Here is a 20361-nt window from a genome sequence, read left to right on the forward strand (position 1 = left end):
ACTACTTTTTTGGCAGTGCTATAGTAGTTAACTTACATATTGAAACCAGTTCATCGGCTTCATTAGTAATTTTAATTTCCCAAAGCTGAGTGGTCCTACCCCGGTGCACAACAATAGCTTTTGCAAAAACATATCCCTCTTTGACACTTTTTACATGATTTGCTGATATTTCAATACCACGTATGAAATATTCTTGCGCATTCAGAAAGATGTAAGAAGCCGTACTACCAACACTTTCTGCCAAAGCAACCATAGCACCTCCATGCAAAACACCGTCTGGTTGGTGCACCTTTGGGGTTACGGGCATTTTACCTACCAAAAAATTCTCACCAACATCTATATACTCAATTGCTAAGGTTTCCATCATCGTATTCTTTGATGATGCATTACATACCTCAAGAATTTTATCTTTATGATCAGTCATTTTTTTTATTGTAAAATTAAGGAATAGATTAGCAAACTCAGCAACCGCACTAATTTGAATGGAATGATTAAAAAAACCATTACGTATACCACTACTAATTCCTATGAAACCTTAAATAACATAGGTGTTAAGACCAAAAATATTTGGATAGTTTTTCATGGTTTAGGCTATTTGAGCAGGTACTTTTTAAATTATTTTAAAGAATTACCACCAGAGGAAAACTATATCATTGCTCCACAAGCACCCGCTAAGTATTACCTAAAAAATGATTTTAAACATGTGGGCGCTAGTTGGTTAACTAAAGAAGACACCGAACGGGAAACACAAAATGTAATGGCATATATTAACGCGGTAATTAGTGCAGAAAATATTGCTCCTAGACATAGATTTATTGTTTTTGGTTTCTCCCAAGGTGTTTCTATCGCAGCAAGATGGGTAGCCAACTTTCAAATACCGTGCGCTAAATTAATTTTTTATGCCGGCGGAATTCCAAACGAGCTAAAACCACAGGACTTCCTATTTCTTAACGAGCATAATACAGAAGTTGTAGGGATTGTTGGAGATTCAGATGAGTATCTTACCGCGGAGCGTATGAAGAGTGAAACCGAAAAAATGAATTCTCTATTTCAAAATAGCGCAAAACAAATTAGTTTTAAGGGAGGACATGAAGTCAAAAAAGATATTATTAATTCTTTAGCAAATTAATTATGGCTATTGTACTAGAGGATAAAAGAGTAAGATTAGAACCCCTAACATTAAAAAACTACATCCATTTAATTCCTATAGCGAAGGAAGAAAAGCTTATTCAATACTCTCCATCGGATATAGGCACTGCCGAATCCTTAAGGAAATATGTGCAAGTAGCGCTAGCGCAACAAGCAGAAGAAAAAAGCATTCCCTTTATAATATATGATAAAAAAAATAAGGCTTTTGCCGGCTGCACGAGATATATGCATATCAACAGAAAAAACAAAGTACTACATATAGGTGCAACTTGGATAGGAAAAGAATTTCAAGGAAGTGGTTTAAATGATCACATGAAATATTTAATGCTATCCCATGCTTTCAATGAAATGGGGTTTGAAAAAATAGAATTTAGGGTCGATGAGCGAAATATGGCTTCTAGGAAGGCTGTGGAAAAATTAGGATGTATCCTCGAGGGTATTTTACGCCAAGATGTATACTTGTTGGATGGCCATAAAAGAAATACTTGTTGTTATGGGCTATTAAAACAAGAATGGGAGACATTGAAAAAGTGAAGTATTACTCCTTAGCTACAACTTCTTCCGAATAATACGTTATTTTTCTAGTCTTATACGTGTTCTCTGGGCGTACTATTTGTTTAATCCAATTACCTTCTCCTTCCCTATCATATTGATAGATGTATTCTTTAGTTGTCATCTCATCACCGTTTTTGGAAACTTCCCCCACTAACATTTCATTTTCATCATAGTTATATGTAGTTCTTTTTGTGGGTACAAAGGTTTTTTCTGAACTATTGTAATCAAATTCTTGTTGTGCGACCAAAAGTCCTTTTTCATTAAAAACTTCTTCAAAAGCCTTATTAGCCTCACCTTTTAAGTATTCTTTTGTTAATACTACCTTTTGAACAGTACCGTTCTTTTTCTTTAATTGTGAAGTTCTAATAGATTTCAACGGCTCATTATTGATGAGATAGGTTACTGTATATTCCCCCTTGTATTTCTTGTATTCTATCAAAGTCTCATCTATACCGTCATTATTGGTACGTACAATTTTAACCAAATCTCCTTTATCATCGTAGTGATATACATATTGATCCAAAAATTCCTCTTCGTAGGAAATAATTTTTTCAGTAATCTTAAGATTGCTTAGGCTATCTAACTTATAGAAATGAGCAATGGAAGTTGTTGGGTCGAATACGTTATTCCTATAAGATTCTGACCTCTTTTCCGTAAGTTCATCATTTAAGTATTTGTAATATACCACGTCATAATCGGTATCGTTATATCTTGTTACCGATTTGGTCAATACCCCTTTTTTATTAAAGTCGTATTCCTCCTTGCCGTAGCTGGTACTAACCAGACATGTTTTAACACTGTCCTTTAAATCAAAATCGCCTAGGTTAAAAATTTTAACCTCCTGGGCATAAGTAATGAAAGGCAAACAAATTAAAATAAATAAAAACCGGGGGATGTAATTTTTTACCATAGCATCTAAATTACTTCAAAAACTTCAAAAGATATACCAAAAATAAAAAGGAGCGATAAATACCGCTCCTTTTTCAATGTTATTTTTAAGTGAATTACTTGACTTCTTCGAAGTCTACCCTTCGACTCCGCTCAGGACAGGCTACTTGACTTCTTCGAAGTCTACGTCTTCCACGTTATCGCCCTCAGGTGCTGCATCAGCAGTTGGCTCTCCTTGTGGAGCACCACCAGCTTGTTGCGCTTCCGCCTGTGCCTTGTACATTTCTTCTGAAGCTACTTTCCATGCTTCGTTTATTTTGTCCAATGCAGGTGTAATTACGGCCAAATCTTTGGATTCGTAAGCCGCTTTCAATTCCGTTAACGCTTCTTCAATAGGCTTCTTTTTATCATCGGAAAGCTTGTCACCGAATTCGGTCAACTGCTTTTCCGTTTGAAAAATCATTCCGTCCGCCTCATTTAACTTATCAGCAGTTTCCTTTGCCTTTTTGTCAGATTCAGCATTAGCCTCAGCTTCAGCCTTCATCTTTTGAATTTCTTCATCGGTTAAACCGGATGATGCTTCGATACGGATATCCTGTGTTTTGTTCGTAGCCTTATCCGTCGCAGAAACTTTGATGATACCATTAGCGTCAATATCAAAAGTCACTTCAATTTGAGGTGTACCTCTTTGCGCTGGTGGAATACCATCTAAATGAAAACGACCGATAGTTTTGTTATCCGACGCCATTGGGCGCTCTCCCTGTAGTACATGTATTTCAACGGAAGGTTGATTATCCGCAGCAGTAGAAAACACTTGAGATTTCTTTGTAGGAATCGTTGTGTTCGCATCTATCAACTTGGTCATTACGCTTCCCATAGTTTCGATACCCAATGATAATGGTGTTACATCCAATAAAAGTACATCCTTAACATCTCCTGTTAAAACACCACCTTGTATGGCTGCCCCAATGGCAACAACTTCATCAGGATTAACACCTTTTGACGGTTTCTTTCCAAAAAATTGCTCCACAGCTTCCTGTACTGCAGGAATTCTAGTAGAACCACCCACCAAGATAATCTCGTCAATATCACTTTTTGAAAGTCCAGCAGCTTTTAATGCAGTAGCACAAGGCTCAATGGTTCTTTTGACCAAATCCGCGATTAACTGCTCAAATTTGGCTTTTGATAATGTACGAACTAAGTGCTTTGGTCCAGAAGCCGTAGCGGTTACATAAGGTAAATTAATTTCTGTCTGTGCTGAAGAAGACAACTCTATTTTAGCTTTCTCCGCTGCCTCTCTAAGTCTTTGGAGTGCCATGGCATCTTCTCTTAAATCCATTCCTTCTTCGGATTTAAACTCATCGGCCAACCAATCAATAATTTTTTGATCCACGTCATCACCACCTAAATGGGTATCACCATCAGTAGATAATACTTCAAATACACCATCACCAAGTTCTAATATGGAAACGTCATGTGTACCTCCACCAAAATCAAAAACAACTATTTTTTGATCCGTGTCTTTTTTATCCATACCATAGGCCAAGGAGGCAGAGGTAGGTTCGTTAATAATCCTTTCTACGGTAAGACCTGCAATTTCCCCAGCTTCCTTTGTCGCTTGTCTTTGCGCATCATTAAAATAGGCTGGAACGGTAATAACCGCTCTGGAAACATCTTGACCTAAATAATCTTCTGCCGTCTTCTTCATCTTCTGAAGAATCATTGCAGAAAGTTCTTGTGGTGTATACAAACGACCGTCTATATCAACTCTTGGCGTATCGTTATCCCCCTTAACTACTTTATAAGGTACACGTTTGGCCTCTTTACTAGATTCCGAAAACTTGTTACCCATAAAACGCTTTATGGAGTATATGGTATTATGCGGATTTGTAACGGCTTGTCTTTTTGCAGGATCACCAACTTTAATTTCACCACCTTCTACAAAGGCAATGACGGATGGAGTTGTTCTTTTCCCCTCTGCATTAGGTATTACAACCGGCTCGTTTCCTTCCATAACGGAAACACAGGAGTTGGTAGTACCTAAATCTATTCCTATAATTTTACTCATTTTATATGTTTTAAAATATTAGTGCATTATTTTTAATCAGTATGTAGATGACAAACAATATGCCAAGGGAACAAAACTGACAGGATGTCATTTACGGAGTCAGTACTTGAGAATACCTTTAATCGGTTTCATGGCATTAGCAAACGTTGTACATTAGCATACAATCTGAAACCAATGTTACAAATAGAATGTATCAGTATTTTTGATATGCTTAAAATAGGCGTAGGACCTTCTAGCTCGCATACCTTGGGGCCTTGGAGAGCGGCCGAAAGATGGATTAAGGAACTAGAAAAATCAGACTCATTATCAGATGTTACCGCCGTTAAAGTACAAATGTATGGTTCCTTGTCGCTAACAGGTAAGGGACATGCAACGGATTATGCCGTTATTTTAGGACTTTTAGCAACCGATCCAGAGTACATACCAATTGATACCATTCATGAACTGGTCGCTAATGTTACACAAAAGAAAAAACTACATCTCGGCGGTAAACTGGAGATAAATTTTGATCCAAAGACAGACATTGTTTTCAATAGAAAATTTCTTCCTTATCATGCCAACGGATTAAAATTCGAAGCCAAACTAAAATCAGGTAAGAAAAAGTCTAAAAAGTATTATTCCATAGGAGGAGGTTTTGTTGTTGTAGAAGAACGCAGAAATGCCAAAAAAAAGGTAGAAGCATTTAAAACCTTTCCATTTCCTATTCAAAAAGGCAATGAACTATTACACTTCTGCGAAAAAGAAAAAAAATCTATTTCCGAAATTATATTGGAAAACGAACGCTCTTTGCGAACAGATGAAGAGATAAACCTGCAACTAAGACGTGTTTGGGACACCATGTTAGAATGCATGTACACTGGCTGCCATACAGAAGGTAAATTACCAGGAGGGTTACATGTAAAAAGGCGTGCTTTTGAAATGCATAAAAACCTTATTGGAAGCGTACCGTACAACAATCCTAATGAATGGTTAAATGCCATAAGACAGACCGAGGTTAAATTTCGGCAAATACTGCAATGGGTCAGTTGTTTTGCACTTAGTGTAAACGAAGTCAATGCTTCTCTTGGTAGAGTGGTGACCGCACCAACTAATGGAAGTGCCGGTGTAATACCTGCCGTTTTAATGTATTACTTAGTAATAGAAAACCATGCGGGTAATTTTGAACACATCAAACAATTTCTCCTAGTCGCAGGAGAAATAGGTAGTATTTTTAAAAAGGGTGCTACAATTTCTGCCGCTATGGGAGGCTGCCAGGCAGAAATAGGAGTTTCATCCGCCATGGCGGCGGGAGCACTGACAGAACTATTAGGTGGTTCCCCTGAACAAGTTTTAATGGCGGCGGAAATAGCTATGGAACATCACTTAGGTCTTACTTGTGACCCAATAGGCGGATTGGTACAGATTCCTTGCATAGAACGAAATTCCATGGGCGCTATTAAAGCGATTAATGCCGCAGAATTGGCGTTGGGCTCAGACCCTAAGGAAGCTAAGGTTCCATTGGATAAAGTAGTACAGACTATGTGGGAGACCGCAAAGGATATGAATTCTAAGTATAAAGAAACCTCAGAAGGCGGATTGGCCGTGGGTGTATTCTTAAGTGATTGTTAAACAAGAACACATTCAGTTTCTAGTCTGATTTTAAATAGGCAAGAACGTTCTGTTCTATTCTTTGCTGAATATTTTCTGTATTTGCTTTTACAAACTTTTCTCCCGTAATATTCTCATACAGCTCTATATATCTTTCTGATACCGAGGTAATATATGCATCCGACATTTCAGGAACTGTTTGCCCCTCTAGACCTTGAAAACCATTGGAAATTAACCATTGTCTAACAAATTCTTTAGATAATTGCTTTTGGGCTTCTCCCCGCTCCTGCCTTTCCGCATAACCATCGGCATAAAAATAACGTGAAGAGTCTGGGGTATGAATCTCATCGATCAACACAATTTTACCTTCTTTAGTTTTTCCGAACTCGTATTTCGTGTCCACTAGTATTAAGCCTCTATCCGCAGCAAGTTGAGTTCCACGTTCAAAAAGTGCATAAGTATACTTTTCTAGGACTGCATAATCAGCTGCCGAAACAATACCTTTTTCTAAAATAGCTTCCTTAGAAATATCTTCATCATGATCTCCCATTTCAGCTTTGGTGGCAGGTGTAATTATGGGCGTAGGAAATTTATCGTTCTCTTTCATGCCCTCCGGCATGGGAACGCCACATAACATTCTTTTTCCTGCCTTATATTCTCTAGCCGCATGTCCGGACATATATCCCCTTATAACCATTTCTACCTTAAAAGGTTCGCAATGGACCCCAACGGCCACATTAGGGTCTGGCGTCGCAGAGAGCCAATTGGGAACAATGTCAGCCGTTAGCGACATCATTTTTGTAGCAATCTGATTTAATATCTGTCCTTTAAACGGAATTCCTTTTGGCATTACTACATCAAAGGCGGAAAGTCTATCCGTAGCGATCATGACCAATACATCATTCTCCAAGGTATAAACCGCTCTAACTTTTCCTTTATAAACTTGCTTCTGGTTGGGAAAGTTGAAATTGGTATCGTAAATTGTTTGGGACATCATCAATTTAATTTTGGTGTTCTATATTTCGGTAAGCGTCAATAACCTTCTTTACCAATTTATGCCGTATGACATCTTTATCATCTAAATATACAATTTCAATACCTTCAACATTAGCCAAAACCAATAAGGCTTCCTTAAGTCCAGAAATAGTTCTTCTCGGTAAATCTATTTGTCCCGGGTCTCCAGTAATTAAAAATTGCGCATTTTTCCCCATTCTAGTAAGAAACATTTTCATTTGTGCATGGGTCGTATTCTGAGCTTCATCCAAAATCACGAATGCATTATCCAAAGTACGTCCTCTCATAAAAGCCATAGGTGCAATTTGAATGGTGCCGTTTTCAATAAAATGCGCTAATTTTTCTGCAGGTATCATATCCCTTAACGCATCATAGAGCGGTTGCATGTATGGATCTAATTTTTCCTGTAAATCCCCAGGCAAGAAACCTAAATTTTCACCTGCTTCAACTGCCGGTCTAGTTAGGATAATTCTACGAACTTGCTTTTCCTTTAAGGCTTTTACGGCCAAGGCAACCCCAGTATAGGTTTTTCCGGTTCCCGCAGGTCCTATAGCAAACACCATATCATTCTTCTTGGCAGCATCTACCAGTCGTCTTTGGTTTACCGTTTGGGCTTTTATAAGTTTACCACTAACGCCGTGCACTAAAGTCTCCCCACTATTTGCAGATGATTGATAATCCTTCGATGTATTACTCGTCAACACCCGTTCAATGCTATTTTCGTCTAATTTGTTATACTTAACGAAATGCTCTGTTAACATATCAAAACGCCTATCAAATTCCTCTAAGAGACTTTCATCCCCATAAACTTTTATTTTATTGCCCCTTGCCACAATCTTGAGCTTGGGGAAATATTTTTTTAAAAGATCTATATTCTCGTTTTGTTGGCCAAAAAACTCTCTTGGACTGATTTCGGTAAGTTCTAAAACTAGTTCGTTCAAATAGCAGAATTTAATAAGATTAAGGCCGCGTAAAGTTTAATTTCGCTAGGCTCTTTTTTTGTTTAATTTTGTACAACGAATTTAAGCAAATTTTCACTTTGCGTAGTCAAAAACATATCAACATTGCTTCATGGCAATCATTACACTAACTACTGATTTTGGACTTAAAGACCACTTTGTTGGGGTACTAAAAGGTTCTATATACAGTACTTTACCAGATGCCAAAATTGTTGATATATCCCATGACATAACTCCTTTTAACATACATGAATGCGCTTATATTTTAGAAAATTCATATCACAATTTCCCCAAAGGAACCATTCATGTAGTCGGTGTAGATTCTGAGGCTACACCAGAAAACAGACATATTGCGGTTTTAGTGGATGGTCATTATTTCATTAGTGCAAATACTGGGGTGATTGGACTTATAACTTCCGAAATGAAGCCGGAGAAAGTTATGGAAATAAATATTCCAGACCCCATTCATGGCTCTTTTCCGGTTATGAGTGTATTTGTTCAGGTAGCTTGTCATATAGCCCGAGGGGGTACCCTAGAGGTCATCGGAAAGCCTTTTTCAGAACCTAAAAGCTTACGGGAATTTGCCCCTCGTATTGTTGAGGACGGAAAAAAAATAATCGGCAGTGTAATCTATATAGATAATTATGGCAACGTGGTGACAAATATCCAAAAGCATTTATTTGAAGCCTATAGAAACGGACGGTCTTTTGAACTACAGGCAAGAAACTATAAGATTAAAGTAATATTTAATGCCTACAGTGATATCGTTGATTTCTCTCTTGATAAGGGCAAACGAAAAGGGGACGGAGATCTTTTGGCATTATTTAATTCTTCAGGGTACATAGAATTAGCAATCTATAAAAGTAATTTGGATACGGTCGGAGGGGCTTCTACCCTATTGGGAATCGATTACAGAGACACCATTATTATTGATTTTATCTAAGGCAAGAGCGGCCCGAAACATTTCAAATACACTAGTACTTAAATTGAGTTTTAAGGAGACATCTCGCCTATTAATTCAAACATGAACGTTAATAACTAAATTGATATTTTTATAGATTTTGCTCCATTTCATTGATTATAGGGTGATTTTAGACTGCAAATACATTCGCAATACTGTTAATAAGTTTGTTTCCTTTGAACAAGCATTTCAAATATCTTTGTTTTCAGCAGGGTTCTGAAAATTGCAAGTACAATTCTTACGGCAGGACCTAAATTTTCATAAAAGAAATCAAAGCATAAAGAATGAAATTCATAGTCTCTAGTACGTATCTCTTAAAGCAGCTTCAGGTTCTAGGCGGTGTTATTAACAACAGTAATACCCTGCCAATATTAGATAATTTCCTTTTTGATTTAAATAAGGATAAATTAACGGTTTCCGCATCTGACCTAGAGACAACAATGAGTTCAGTGCTAAATGTAGATTCTGATAATGAAGGAACTATCGCAGTACCTGCGCGGTTACTGTTAGAAACCCTAAAAACTTTCCCAGAGCAACCATTGACCTTTGTGGTTTCTGATAACAATACCGTTGAGATTAGTTCAAACCATGGTAAATATGCACTGGCTTATGCCGATGGCGCAGAATTTCCAAAGGCGGTTGAACTTTCAAATCCAAGTTCTACGGCACTCTTGGGTGATATTTTGGCAACGGCAATAAACAAAACGATATTCGCTGCGGGTAATGATGACCTTAGACCCGTAATGAGTGGTGTATTTTTTCAGTTCTCACCTGAAAATTTAACATTCGTTGCTACGGATGCCCATAAATTAGTTAAATACCAACGAGCGGACGTCACAGCATCGCAGGTGGCAGAATTCATTATGCCTAAAAAACCGTTAACACTACTTAAGGGTATTTTAGCCGGAAGTGAATCAGAAGTAGTGATTGAATACAATGATAGTAATGCAAAGTTCACTTTTGATGAGACGGAATTGATCTGCAGGTTGATAGATGGTAAATACCCTAACTATGAGGCGGTAATCCCAAAAGAAAATCCTAATAAATTAACCATTGCCAGAAATCAGTTTTTAAGTTCCGTAAGAAGGGTTTCTATATTTTCTAATAAGACCACACATCAAATAAGACTTAAAATAGCAGGTGCGGAACTGAACATTTCTGCTGAAGATATTGATTACTCCAATAAAGCGGAGGAGCGGTTAACTTGTAGTTATCAAGGTGATGATATGCAAATTGGATTCAACTCTAGATTTCTTACCGAAATGTTGAACAATTTAGGCTCGGACGAAGTTTCACTAGAAATGAGCTTACCGAATAGAGCGGGTATACTTACCCCAATAGATGGTTTAGACGAGGGCGAAAACGTTACTATGTTAGTAATGCCCGTGATGCTTAATAGCTAGGATACAAGTTTAAGTATATTACCTCATGTCAAGCCCACAAGGCATTTGAAGGAAAGTCAATGTTTATTTCGACACAAGCGTCGAAGCATTACTAATTTCGGTTGTCGAGTAAAAAATAAAGGGAGCCTAATAGGCTCCCTTTTTGATTTCCTATGATTAGGATATGAATTTTATTGTTCCGAAATAACTAGGGTCTTCACCATTACTAGCTTTTACGGCATTAACTATTGGCATAATTAAGGATAACATACCCGCAAGTACGAGTAAAAGAATACCTATTCCAAAAAGTAGTATAGCAGGTATACCTATAATTACGTAGAGAATTAAACTTAATTGAAAATTTATAATGGCTTTGCCATGCTCATCCATACCAATAACCGAATCTTTCATAGTAAGCCAAAGTACCAATGGTACAATAAGCCCTCCAAATCCCGTAATAAAATCTAAATATTGAGTCAAATGGGCAATGACCAAAAGATTTCGGTCTTCCCGTAATGCGATGTTCTGATTAATTACTTCCATTTTCTGATTGATTTAAGATGAATAACTATAAATGTGACGCAGAAAACAGTTAATTGTTACAATTTTTCCAATGAAAAAAGTATTAAACCTTCTTTTGAAGTTTTTCCAACTTTATTTTTTCCTTTGCAATTTTGGCATTCAGCTTCAATATCTTACTATTGATCTTTTCTATATCTACTGGTGCTAATTTGCCCTTAGCCTGACCTTTCTCTAATTTTGATTCTAGCTTTTCAATTTGGTTTTCATCTTTGGCTATACGCTTCTTATTTGAATTTATAGTCTTAAGAAGCTTTTCCATTTTTTCCTTTTTCTTAGTTTCTTTTTTCTGCCGCTTTTCTTCTTTTTCAGCCTTATCAACTTTACGTTTTATTACCTTCATCTCCTCCTCTTCTTGGAGTTTTACAATTTCAGAAGTTTCTGTTGATTCAGCTGACTGGCTGTAAGAACTTGAAGCTATTAGTCCAAATAATAGTACTATTAGCGTGTATCTTATATTTTGCATATCGTTATCATTTAAAAATTATAGCACTAATGTAAATAATTATCAATTACCATTAATGAGTTAAAAAAAAATCAATCAGCACGGGCTACCCTATTAATTATTTACTTTTACATCATGATTAAAGATGATACCATAATTGCTTTGGCAACTCCTTCTGGAGCGGGTGCAATTGCTGTTATAAGAATTTCGGGTGACAATGCCATCCAAATAGTTTCGAAACATTTTAAATCCGTTATCAATAAGAAACTGGATGAACAAAAAAGTCACACCATTCACTTGGGTCATATTGTAGAACAAAAGAAATACTTGGACCAAGTTCTAGTTTCTATTTTTAAGGATCCACATTCCTATACGGGTGAAAATGTAGTTGAAATCTCTTGTCATGGTTCAGTCTATATTCAACAACAAATTATTCAACTTTTTTTGAGGAACGGTTGTCGCATGGCTGCTGCTGGGGAATTCACTATGCGTGCTTTTCTCAACGGCAAAATGGATTTGAGTCAGGCCGAGGCCGTTGCCGATTTAATTGCGAGTGACAGTGAAGCCGCACATCAAATTGCAATACAGCAGATGAGAGGAGGTTTTAGCAATGAAATTAAAAAACTAAGGCAAGAACTTTTAAATTTCGCATCGCTAATAGAGCTAGAACTAGATTTCTCTGGAGAAGATGTTGAATTTGCGGACAGAACCCAATTTACCAATCTTTTAAATAAGATTACTTCCGTTCTTAAGGGCCTAATAGACTCATTTGCCCTTGGGAATGTTATAAAAAATGGCATCCCCATTGCCATAGTCGGTGAACCTAATGTGGGAAAATCTACCTTGTTAAATGCTATTTTAAACGAAGAGCGTGCCATCGTAAGTGATATTCCTGGAACCACAAGAGATACGGTTGAGGACCAAATTTCAATAGGTGGAGTCAATTTTAGGTTTATTGATACCGCTGGAATAAGGGATACAGCTGATAAAATAGAACAAATTGGTATCGCTAGGGCCTATGAAAAAATTGAACAGGCTCAATTGGTCATCTATCTTTTTGAAGCGTCAAAAAATAAAGTAGCGGAAATAAATACTTTAAAGAATAAATATCCAGATAAGAATATACTACTCTTGGCCAATAAGGTGGACACCGTTGAAGAGAATAGAATTGTAGCCTTGCAAAATACATTTTCGGACCTAGTACTGCTATCCGCCAAAAATGGCAATGGTATCGAAAAACTGAAAGACAAGTTATTATCACTTTCAAATATGGGAAGTTTAGGTAAAAATGAAACTATTGTAACGAATAACCGTCATTATGATGCCTTGTTGAAAGCCTTAGAAGCAATACAAAAAGTCAAAGAGGGCATGGATATGGAGTTATCCAGCGACCTTATGGCCATTGATATCAGAGAAGCACTTTTTCATCTAGGAGAAATCACGGGAAGTGTATCTACGGATGATCTTTTGGGTAATATCTTTTCTAATTTTTGTATCGGGAAATAGTGCTACTTTTTAAGTATTATCGCTTTACTTGTTTCAACGCCATTTATAGCAATAATAATTGAATAAATGCCGTCTGATAAATTACTCAAATCCATTGTTATGTCATTAATGATATTTTTATAATTTTTAGAACTAACAAACCTCCCTGTTGAAGCAAACACTTTCACGTTTACCTCCTTTTTTGATGCATTTAGGTTGGATAGAGAAATAATCCCTTTAGTTGGGTTCGGGAAGACAATTATTTTATCAGAAACTAGATTTAAAAAAGTAGTATCATCCAATCTACTTTGAAGGGCAGTAACAGCATTACCAATTATCACATTATCGAAAGTGGCTTTTCCCAAAGTCCCATCATTGTGGGAGGTAACGGCCAATCCTACATATATCGTTTGGTTCATAACAATGTTCCTACTTCCCAAGAGTTGCCAGTTCCCATTGGTCACTGAACCGTATGCACTGAAAGTATCTCCCTGTCTCACCAAGCGCAGGTATTGTGGATACGTAGCCGATACCGGACCTATATTGTGCGCCGTTGCAGAGGTCATGGAACCACCGTCGAAATTGCGCTGTTGTAACGTATATCCAACTCCCGAACCTATAGGGTTAGGGTGTACCGACAATAAGGCCGATGCCGAATTGGACAATAGCCCGTTACGCATCATAATTCCTGCCTTTGCCCAGCTATTGGTATTCTCCTGGGAAAGTACCCTGGCCACGATCTCCCCGTCGCCGTCCATAGTCTGGTACACGTAATGGAACTCATCGTTAGCGCCCCATATATCCGCACCGGAACCTTCTATCTCATAACTTCCGTCGGTACCGTCGTAACAAGCACTACCGTTTACGGAAACATCACCCACGTCCACATTGCTCCATGGAGCGCCCAAAGTTACACACGAGGAAGGTGTATCATCATCACCAGTAACCGTCAAGTTTATTACCGTAACACAGCCCTGCTCCGAAGTCAGCGTATAGGAACCGTTATCGGAAGGGGTAACGTTACCTAGCAAATAATCGTCACCTACAACCGTACCGTTGGGAAGTTCCAAACTAACATCGATACCATTGGGCAACATACTGAACATTACTTGTGTGCCCTCCTCGACCGTCAAATCGTTTTCACCTGAAGACCAGGTACCGTTGAGCCGATACTCCGGTATGATACTTCCGGTACAGCTTTGACCGGAGTCCGTAACGCTTACCTCCAAGGTAGAGGATGCACTAAGACCCTCGGAATCCGTAACGGTCAAGGTAGCGGTATAGCTACCTATCTCAGTGTAGGTATGCGTAGGGGAGGCAGTGGCATTCAAACCACTACCGTCACCAAAATCCCAACTATAGGACGTAATGCCATCATCGTCAGTAGAACCGCTACCATCGAATGCGACTTCCAAAGGAAAGGTGCCGCTCAAGGGTGTTCCCGTAGCTATCGAAACAGGTGCAGAATTGCCAGTAGAACCACTCACGACTATATTCAAAACAAAACTATCCGTTAGCCCGTCTGAATCGGTTACGGTTAATGATGCCGAATAGTTACCTTCAGTATTATATACATGTGTTGTATCTGCATTTTGCGAAAAATTACCATCTCCAAAATCCCAGCTATAATTTACAATTGCAACATCATCAGTAGAAGTACTGCCAACAAAACTTACATTCAACGGAGCATCTCCAACAATTGGAGTTGCCGAAGCTATTGCAGTAGGAGCCTGATTATTTTGAGGCTCCCCCCCTTGAACCATCACATTATCGAAAGTGGCTTTTCCCAAAGTCCCATCATTGTGGGAGGTAACGGCCAATCCTACATATATCGTTTGGTTCATAACAATGTTCCTACTTCCCAAGAGTTGCCAGTTCCCATTGGTCACTGAACCGTATGCACTGAAAGTATCTCCCTGTCTCACCAAGCGCAGGTATTGTGGATACGTAGCCGATACCGGACCTATATTGTGCGCCGTTGCAGAGGTCATGGAACCACCGTCGAAATTGCGCTGTTGTAACGTATATCCAGCTCCCGAACCTAAAGGATTAGGGTGCACCGACAATAAGGCCGATGCAGAATTGGACAATAGCCCGTTACGCATCATAATACCTGCTTTTGCCCAGCTATTGGTATTGTCCTGGGAAAGTACCCTGGCCACGATCTCCCCGTCGCCGTCCATAGTCTGGTACACGTAATGGAACTCATCGTTAGCGCCCCATATATCCGCACCGGAACCTTCTATCTCATAACTTCCGTCGGTACCGTCGTAACAAGCACTACCGTTTGCGGAAACATCACCCACGTCCACATTGCTCCATGGAGCGCCCAAAGTTACACACGAGGAAGGGGTATCATCATCACCAGTAACCGTCAAGTTTATTACCGTAACACAGCCCTGCTCCGAAGTGAGCGTATAGGAACCGTTATCGGAAGGGCTAACGTTACCTACCAAATAATTGTCACCTACAACCGTACCGTTGGGAAGTTCCAAACTAACATCGATACCATTGGGCAACATGCTGAACATTACTTGTGTGCCCTCCTCGACCGTCAAATCGTTTTCACCTGAAGACCAGGTACCGTTGAGCCGATACTCCGGTATGATACTTCCGGTACAGCTTTGACCGGAGTCCGTAACGCTTACCTCCAAGGTAGAGGATGCACTAAGGCCCTCGGAATCCGTAACGGTCAAGGTAGCGGTATAGCTACCTATATCCGTATAGGTATGTGAGGGAGAGGCCGTGGCATTCAAACCACTACCGTCACCAAAATCCCAACTGTAGGACGTAATGCCATCATCGTCGGTAGAACCACTACCATCGAATGCGACTTCCAAAGGAAAGGTGCCGCTCAAGGGTGTTCCCGTAGCCATCGAAACAGGTGCAGAATTGCCAGTAGGCAGACTACCTTGGATCGAAACATCATCAAAGGTTGCTGTTGAAATGACACCGTCATTGTGTGAAGTAACTGCAAGACCTACATAAATCGTTTGGTTCATTGGAATAGTTAGGGAATTCCCTACTTGGTTCCAATTGTCTGGCGTATCAGAAGTATAGCCCGTTATGGTGTTTCCTTGTCTTACCAAGCGCATATACGAAGGGAAAGGGTCTGCTTGGGCCACAGTAGAATTATCACCATCCATAAATTCTCCGTCACTATTTCTATGCTGAAGCCAATAGGCATCTGAACCAATACCTGCTCCGGGAGACATGGCCATTAACGCCATCCTAGAATCGGCATCTAGTGTATTTCGAATCATTATCCCTGCTTTGGCATATACACTCGTCTGTTCAAGTGAAATGACCCTAGCGTAAATATCCACATCTCCTGATATCTCCTGATAAACGTAGTGAAATTCATCTTCTGAACCCCATATATCAGCTCCAGAGGCCCTAATTTCAAAAAAACCGTTTAGTTCACATGCGACTCCTAAAGTTTGCACAGCACCAACATCCTGATTAGCCCATGGCGAAGGAACAGTACTCCCGCAACTTGGAGTTACATTCAGCTGCACGACAGTTGGACAACCATCTGCCGTGGAAAGTGCATATTGCCCTTGGTTTCTTTGGTCTACTAAACCATCATCACTAACGGAACTTAACCCTCCACTACCTGCCAGACCAGTATCAATTTGGTAAGCACTTTCAGCATTCAAATCAATATTTGAATCAAAAGTTGGTCCATCTACTTCTGTAGTAGTAACAAAATATTGGTCTGTATAATTTTTTGCTCGAATAAATACTTTTTGACCCTCTACAACATCAATCAAACCATTTGAAACATCTTGCCAAGGTCCACTACCTATCTTATATTCTGCAGCTATTATCCCATTAACAGGGCAGTCAACAATTGTAGAACCTATCTCAGATACCTCAGAATCATAAATATTCCTAAGTTCGGATTGACTCAAAACCCTATTATATATTTTTAAATCATCTAAACGACCGTCCAACTCATCAATAACTCCGCTACCGTTTGCATAGGGTGGTAAAAATGGATCAAGGATACCATCATTATAAAAACCGGAAATGGTAAAGGAATCTTGTCTATCTGGGTAAAAAGCCAGTCTCATGTCTCCAGTTATGGATTTACTGCATATCTCTATACCGTTTGCATACAGTTTTGCCGTTTGCCCATCATAGGTTGCTGCTAGATGTACCCAACCATCTAAGGCATCATACCCGGCATAACATTCAACAAAACCATCACTCGTTAGAAAAGCCCACCTATAAAGCGTATTATGATAACCAAAGAATAAGGATGGATACTCGTGTGCTACAATAGCAACATTAGAGACTTTACCAGTTTGGGAAATGACACTTTCAGCATCTCGATAAACCCATGCGCTCATGGTTACACTCTGTCTGATAGTACCCAAAGAGGCTTCTTCGAAAGGAACGTCAATAATAGAATTACTATCAAATTCCAGACCATCAAATGCAATTGCATTATTGTTTAATCCTGTTTCCCAGTTTACGGAACTTGAAACAGCGTTTCCAGCATTATCAAACTCTAAAACTGTACCATTGTTATTGTAAATGGAATTATCGTTAACCAATATACCGGAATTTTGGTCAAAACTTAAATCAAGCACTAAATTCGGGTCTTGAACGATGGGTATGGCCGACCCTATTTGAATAGTTTCCGCAATACTGGGCACTCCGTTGCCATTCATGGCAAAGAGCATGTAATAGCCTGGCGGCAATAAATTTCTGTCTGGAATATTTACACTGTAGTTCCCTGAGGTTCCAGAAAAACTAACCGGGATTCGTCGTTGTTCATTATTGGTACTATGCGTAGCAGCCGAGAAACGTATAAGGCTAAATTCCTGTATGCCTGTAGATCCCGTTACGTTAATAGTTGTATTATAATCTGCCGTATCCGGGGCCGTAATCGATGGTCTTGTGGCCAAGGCTCCTCCTGCATCGAATAGATATGGTGGACTATATATCTCCGCATTCGTCCAATTATTACAATTTTCGTAAGTGGCAGAATCACATAGGCCGCCACCTCCAACGAACACGCGACCATCGGTCATTAATATCGCCACGCTATGGTAGGTTCTTGGTGTAGCCATACCGGCAACAGTCCTCCATAAATTAGATGTTGGATTATAAATTTCAGCACTTAAACGCGCACCGGTGTCCGTAAAAACCTCGGCATGGTCTAAACCTCCCGTGACCAAGACTTCTCCATTGGGCAATACCGTGCTGTTATGCATAGTTCTACCAAATGCTAAGGACCCTGCCGATGATACGGATGCAGTACTTCCATAACCACCGGATATATCTATTACGAACGTAGTGTTTTTTCCAGGAGCACCGGCCGGGTTTGGATTACCTCCGTAAGATTCCGCACCACCGACCTTCAAAATTTTATCGATATCGAACATAACCGTAGTACCTTTCATGGAATATGAATCGGATGCCCTACTTCCAGCACTAGTAATTGTGCCATTGCCTTCATTGGCGTTAATATCTATCCAATGCATATCTTCACTGGGGCCCGCATGGAACAAGGAGCCGTCAGAAGCAGGCCATAACCATAAGTGATTGTCTACGCGATATAACCCCTGTTGTTCTAAGGCTAGATCATTTGAATTATAAATATCATTTCCTCTTATGCCAGGTAATAAAACCCAGCCCGTCTCTGGGGTCCACAACTCCGCATCCTTACCTCCATTGATACTAGATCCTTGACTCCAGGAACCTCCTAAGGTAAAAACCCAACCTTCGGGCGTGGTCACATTACCTTGGTACCCCCTTGGAATATTCATATCATCCGCCCTTGTCCAAACTTCGGATACTGGGTTATAAATACTTGTACGTTCGCTAGATGTTCCACCTGCTGAGAGTATGCTTCCATCGCTCAGAATATTTATTCCCGGACAGAACATATCGTGATTGGTCTGGGTTACGGTAGAACCTAAAGCTGTTCCATGAGTTCCTAAATTAGGATCAAAGATTTCCGTATACGTTTGTCCGTCACCAACTTCTAAAAAGGTGTCCGGAAACTGAGAAGACCAAGTAATTAAACGACCATCGGGAAGATTTGATACTGCAACTGGAACGATACCAAAAGATACCGGAGGGCTCCATTCACCATTTACAGAAGCGTCTTGCGCATTGGTACAATGAACACAAAATAAAATAAGCAGAAAAATGTAAAACTCCCTCATAATCGTGTGGTAAAATGATTGCAGGGGGCACTACCGCTGGCAAAAATATTTAACTAAATTATAATACTAATATTCTATTATAAAAATTCGATAAAGTGCCACTTAAAACGATAAAGAGGAAAATTAACTACCGAAGAATGATGGCCATCTCTAATTATAGAATCATATTACATCAATAATAGCTAAATTGCAGCTCTTTAAAAAGGTGTTGCTTATTTTGGATAACCCTATGAGAGACGAGATAATTAAATGATTACGTCAGAATAGCATTCCTAATTAATGTTTTATCCTTTAACTGAGAATAGTTTAACTAAATCTAGTTCATGCTAAGTATATTTTCAAAAAAGAATTTTTTAGTAGATCATTTAGAGGGTTTTATTGATATGCACAATCATATATTACCTGGAATTGATGATGGTGCCAAAAACATCAATGCATCCATTGAATTAATAAAGACTTTTGGAGAGTTCGGTGTTAAGGATTTTATCTGTACGCCACATATAATGGATAATTATTATCCCAATACTTTTTCTAGTATTAATGAATCCATGTCCTTATTAAAGAACGCTTTAAAAATGTATGATTTTGAAGAAGTTACATTAAGACCCGCGGCAGAACATATGATTGATGCTAATTTTGAAAATTTGCTAAGCTCAAACGCCATTTTGCCGCTAAATCATGATCATCTTTTGGTCGAAATGTCCTACTTACAACCAAGTATTAACTTTGACATAGCCGTTAAAAGAATACGTAACAAGCAGTTCTTTGTTGTTCTAGCGCATCCAGAACGCTATGTATATTTTCATTCAGATTTTAAACACTATAAATCCTACAAAGCTATGGGTGTCCTTTTTCAAATGAACCTTCTTTCCATTGGGGGATATTATGGAAAACGTATCCAGAAGATTACGCTTAAGCTTTTAGAAGAGGGTATGTATGATTTTGTTGGAACGGATGTACATCACATACGCCATCTAAATTTTCTGAAAAAACATACAAAACTGAATGATAAGACAATGGATAAAATACTTAGCTTAATTATTAATACCATAACGGTATTTCAAAAAAAGTAAATTAAAAAAGCCTTCTAGTACACTAGAAGGCTTT

At 38.9% G+C, this 20361-nt stretch carries 15 protein-coding genes; 7 read left to right on the forward strand and 8 right to left on the reverse strand.

Going from position 1 to position 20361, the window contains the following annotated elements; genetic code table 11:
• Position 1: 1 nt before the first annotated feature.
• Positions 2-424 carry a PaaI family thioesterase gene (locus SJY09_RS06370; RefSeq protein WP_396638127.1) on the reverse strand — a complete coding sequence of 141 codons (423 nt, stop codon included), beginning with the start codon at positions 422-424 and terminating at the stop codon, positions 2-4.
• A gap of 63 nt (positions 425-487) precedes the next feature.
• Between SJY09_RS06370 and SJY09_RS06375 the strand changes: the two genes are divergently transcribed.
• Entirely contained in the window at positions 488-1129 is a 642-nt protein-coding gene (locus SJY09_RS06375; RefSeq protein WP_396638128.1) for an alpha/beta hydrolase, read from the forward strand.
• Between the two features lie 2 nt (positions 1130-1131).
• Positions 1132-1683, forward strand: coding sequence for a GNAT family N-acetyltransferase (locus SJY09_RS06380; protein WP_396638129.1), 552 nt, complete (start codon positions 1132-1134; stop codon positions 1681-1683).
• A 4-nt stretch (positions 1684-1687) separates the two neighbouring features.
• Here the strand turns inward: SJY09_RS06380 and SJY09_RS06385 are convergent, their stop codons facing one another.
• Entirely contained in the window at positions 1688-2569 is an 882-nt protein-coding gene (locus tag SJY09_RS06385) for a hypothetical protein (RefSeq protein WP_396638130.1), read from the reverse strand.
• A 186-nt stretch (positions 2570-2755) separates the two neighbouring features.
• A complete protein-coding gene (dnaK, locus tag SJY09_RS06390) occupies positions 2756-4660 on the reverse strand; it encodes a molecular chaperone DnaK (RefSeq protein ID WP_396638131.1) in 1905 nt (634 codons plus the stop codon).
• Between the two features lie 183 nt (positions 4661-4843).
• Here dnaK and SJY09_RS06395 point away from each other — a divergent pair, with 183 nt between their 5' ends.
• Positions 4844-6268 carry an L-serine ammonia-lyase gene (locus SJY09_RS06395; protein ID WP_396638603.1) on the forward strand — a complete coding sequence of 475 codons (1425 nt, stop codon included), beginning with the start codon at positions 4844-4846 and terminating at the stop codon, positions 6266-6268.
• 19 nt (positions 6269-6287) lie between these two features.
• Here the strand turns inward: SJY09_RS06395 and SJY09_RS06400 are convergent, their stop codons facing one another.
• A complete protein-coding gene (locus SJY09_RS06400) occupies positions 6288-7241 on the reverse strand; it encodes a phosphoribosylaminoimidazolesuccinocarboxamide synthase (RefSeq protein ID WP_396638604.1) in 954 nt (317 codons plus the stop codon).
• Positions 7242-7248: 7 nt separating this feature from the next.
• The gene (locus SJY09_RS06405; protein ID WP_396638132.1) at positions 7249-8202 is read right to left on the reverse strand and encodes a PhoH family protein; all 954 of its coding nucleotides are present in this window, start codon (positions 8200-8202) and stop codon (positions 7249-7251) included.
• A gap of 130 nt (positions 8203-8332) precedes the next feature.
• On the opposite strand from SJY09_RS06405, the gene SJY09_RS06410 reads away from it, so the two are divergent.
• A complete protein-coding gene (locus tag SJY09_RS06410) occupies positions 8333-9163 on the forward strand; it encodes an S-adenosyl-l-methionine hydroxide adenosyltransferase family protein (RefSeq protein WP_396638133.1) in 831 nt (276 codons plus the stop codon).
• Positions 9164-9465: 302 nt separating this feature from the next.
• Complete coding sequence (dnaN, locus tag SJY09_RS06415) at positions 9466-10584, forward strand: DNA polymerase III subunit beta (RefSeq protein ID WP_126591710.1); 1119 nt, start codon at positions 9466-9468, stop codon at positions 10582-10584.
• A 156-nt stretch (positions 10585-10740) separates the two neighbouring features.
• Here the strand turns inward: dnaN and SJY09_RS06420 are convergent, their stop codons facing one another.
• Positions 10741-11106 (reverse strand): DUF4870 domain-containing protein, encoded by a 366-nt coding sequence (locus SJY09_RS06420; RefSeq protein WP_396638134.1) that lies wholly within the window; start codon positions 11104-11106, stop codon positions 10741-10743.
• An 82-nt stretch (positions 11107-11188) separates the two neighbouring features.
• Positions 11189-11608, reverse strand: coding sequence for a hypothetical protein (locus SJY09_RS06425; RefSeq protein ID WP_396638135.1), 420 nt, complete (start codon positions 11606-11608; stop codon positions 11189-11191).
• A 114-nt stretch (positions 11609-11722) separates the two neighbouring features.
• Between SJY09_RS06425 and mnmE the strand changes: the two genes are divergently transcribed.
• Positions 11723-13093: a tRNA uridine-5-carboxymethylaminomethyl(34) synthesis GTPase MnmE gene (gene mnmE, locus SJY09_RS06430; protein ID WP_396638136.1), complete on the forward strand. Its 1371-nt coding sequence runs from the start codon at positions 11723-11725 to the stop codon at positions 13091-13093.
• 2 nt (positions 13094-13095) lie between these two features.
• Here mnmE and SJY09_RS06435 read toward each other — a convergent pair whose 3' ends face one another.
• Positions 13096-19254, reverse strand: a complete 6159-nt coding sequence (locus SJY09_RS06435) for a PKD domain-containing protein (protein WP_396638137.1) — start codon at positions 19252-19254, stop codon at positions 13096-13098.
• A 323-nt stretch (positions 19255-19577) separates the two neighbouring features.
• Between SJY09_RS06435 and SJY09_RS06440 the strand changes: the two genes are divergently transcribed.
• Positions 19578-20327 carry a tyrosine-protein phosphatase gene (locus SJY09_RS06440; protein ID WP_396638138.1) on the forward strand — a complete coding sequence of 250 codons (750 nt, stop codon included), beginning with the start codon at positions 19578-19580 and terminating at the stop codon, positions 20325-20327.
• Positions 20328-20361 lie beyond the last annotated feature (34 nt).

The organism is Maribacter sp. R77961 (assembly GCF_044594925.1).
GTDB lineage: Bacteria > Bacteroidota > Bacteroidia > Flavobacteriales > Flavobacteriaceae > Maribacter.

Excerpts from the sequence above, each read along its gene's own strand:
- SJY09_RS06370 (WP_396638127.1), bottom strand. The coding sequence starts at position 424 with ATGACTGATCATAAAGATAAAATTCTTGAGGTATGTAATGCATCATCA.
- SJY09_RS06375 (WP_396638128.1), top strand. The coding sequence starts at position 488 with ATGATTAAAAAAACCATTACGTATACCACTACTAATTCCTATGAAACC.
- SJY09_RS06380 (WP_396638129.1), top strand. The coding sequence starts at position 1,132 with ATGGCTATTGTACTAGAGGATAAAAGAGTAAGATTAGAACCCCTAACA.
- dnaK (WP_396638131.1), bottom strand. The coding sequence starts at position 4,660 with ATGAGTAAAATTATAGGAATAGATTTAGGTACTACCAACTCCTGTGTT.
- SJY09_RS06400 (WP_396638604.1), bottom strand. The coding sequence starts at position 7,241 with ATGTCCCAAACAATTTACGATACCAATTTCAACTTTCCCAACCAGAAG.
- SJY09_RS06410 (WP_396638133.1), top strand. The coding sequence starts at position 8,333 with ATGGCAATCATTACACTAACTACTGATTTTGGACTTAAAGACCACTTT.
- dnaN (WP_126591710.1), top strand. The coding sequence starts at position 9,466 with ATGAAATTCATAGTCTCTAGTACGTATCTCTTAAAGCAGCTTCAGGTT.
- SJY09_RS06420 (WP_396638134.1), bottom strand. The coding sequence starts at position 11,106 with ATGGAAGTAATTAATCAGAACATCGCATTACGGGAAGACCGAAATCTT.
- SJY09_RS06425 (WP_396638135.1), bottom strand. The coding sequence starts at position 11,608 with ATGCAAAATATAAGATACACGCTAATAGTACTATTATTTGGACTAATA.
- mnmE (WP_396638136.1), top strand. The coding sequence starts at position 11,723 with ATGATTAAAGATGATACCATAATTGCTTTGGCAACTCCTTCTGGAGCG.
- SJY09_RS06435 (WP_396638137.1), bottom strand. The coding sequence starts at position 19,254 with ATGAGGGAGTTTTACATTTTTCTGCTTATTTTATTTTGTGTTCATTGT.
- SJY09_RS06440 (WP_396638138.1), top strand. The coding sequence starts at position 19,578 with ATGCTAAGTATATTTTCAAAAAAGAATTTTTTAGTAGATCATTTAGAG.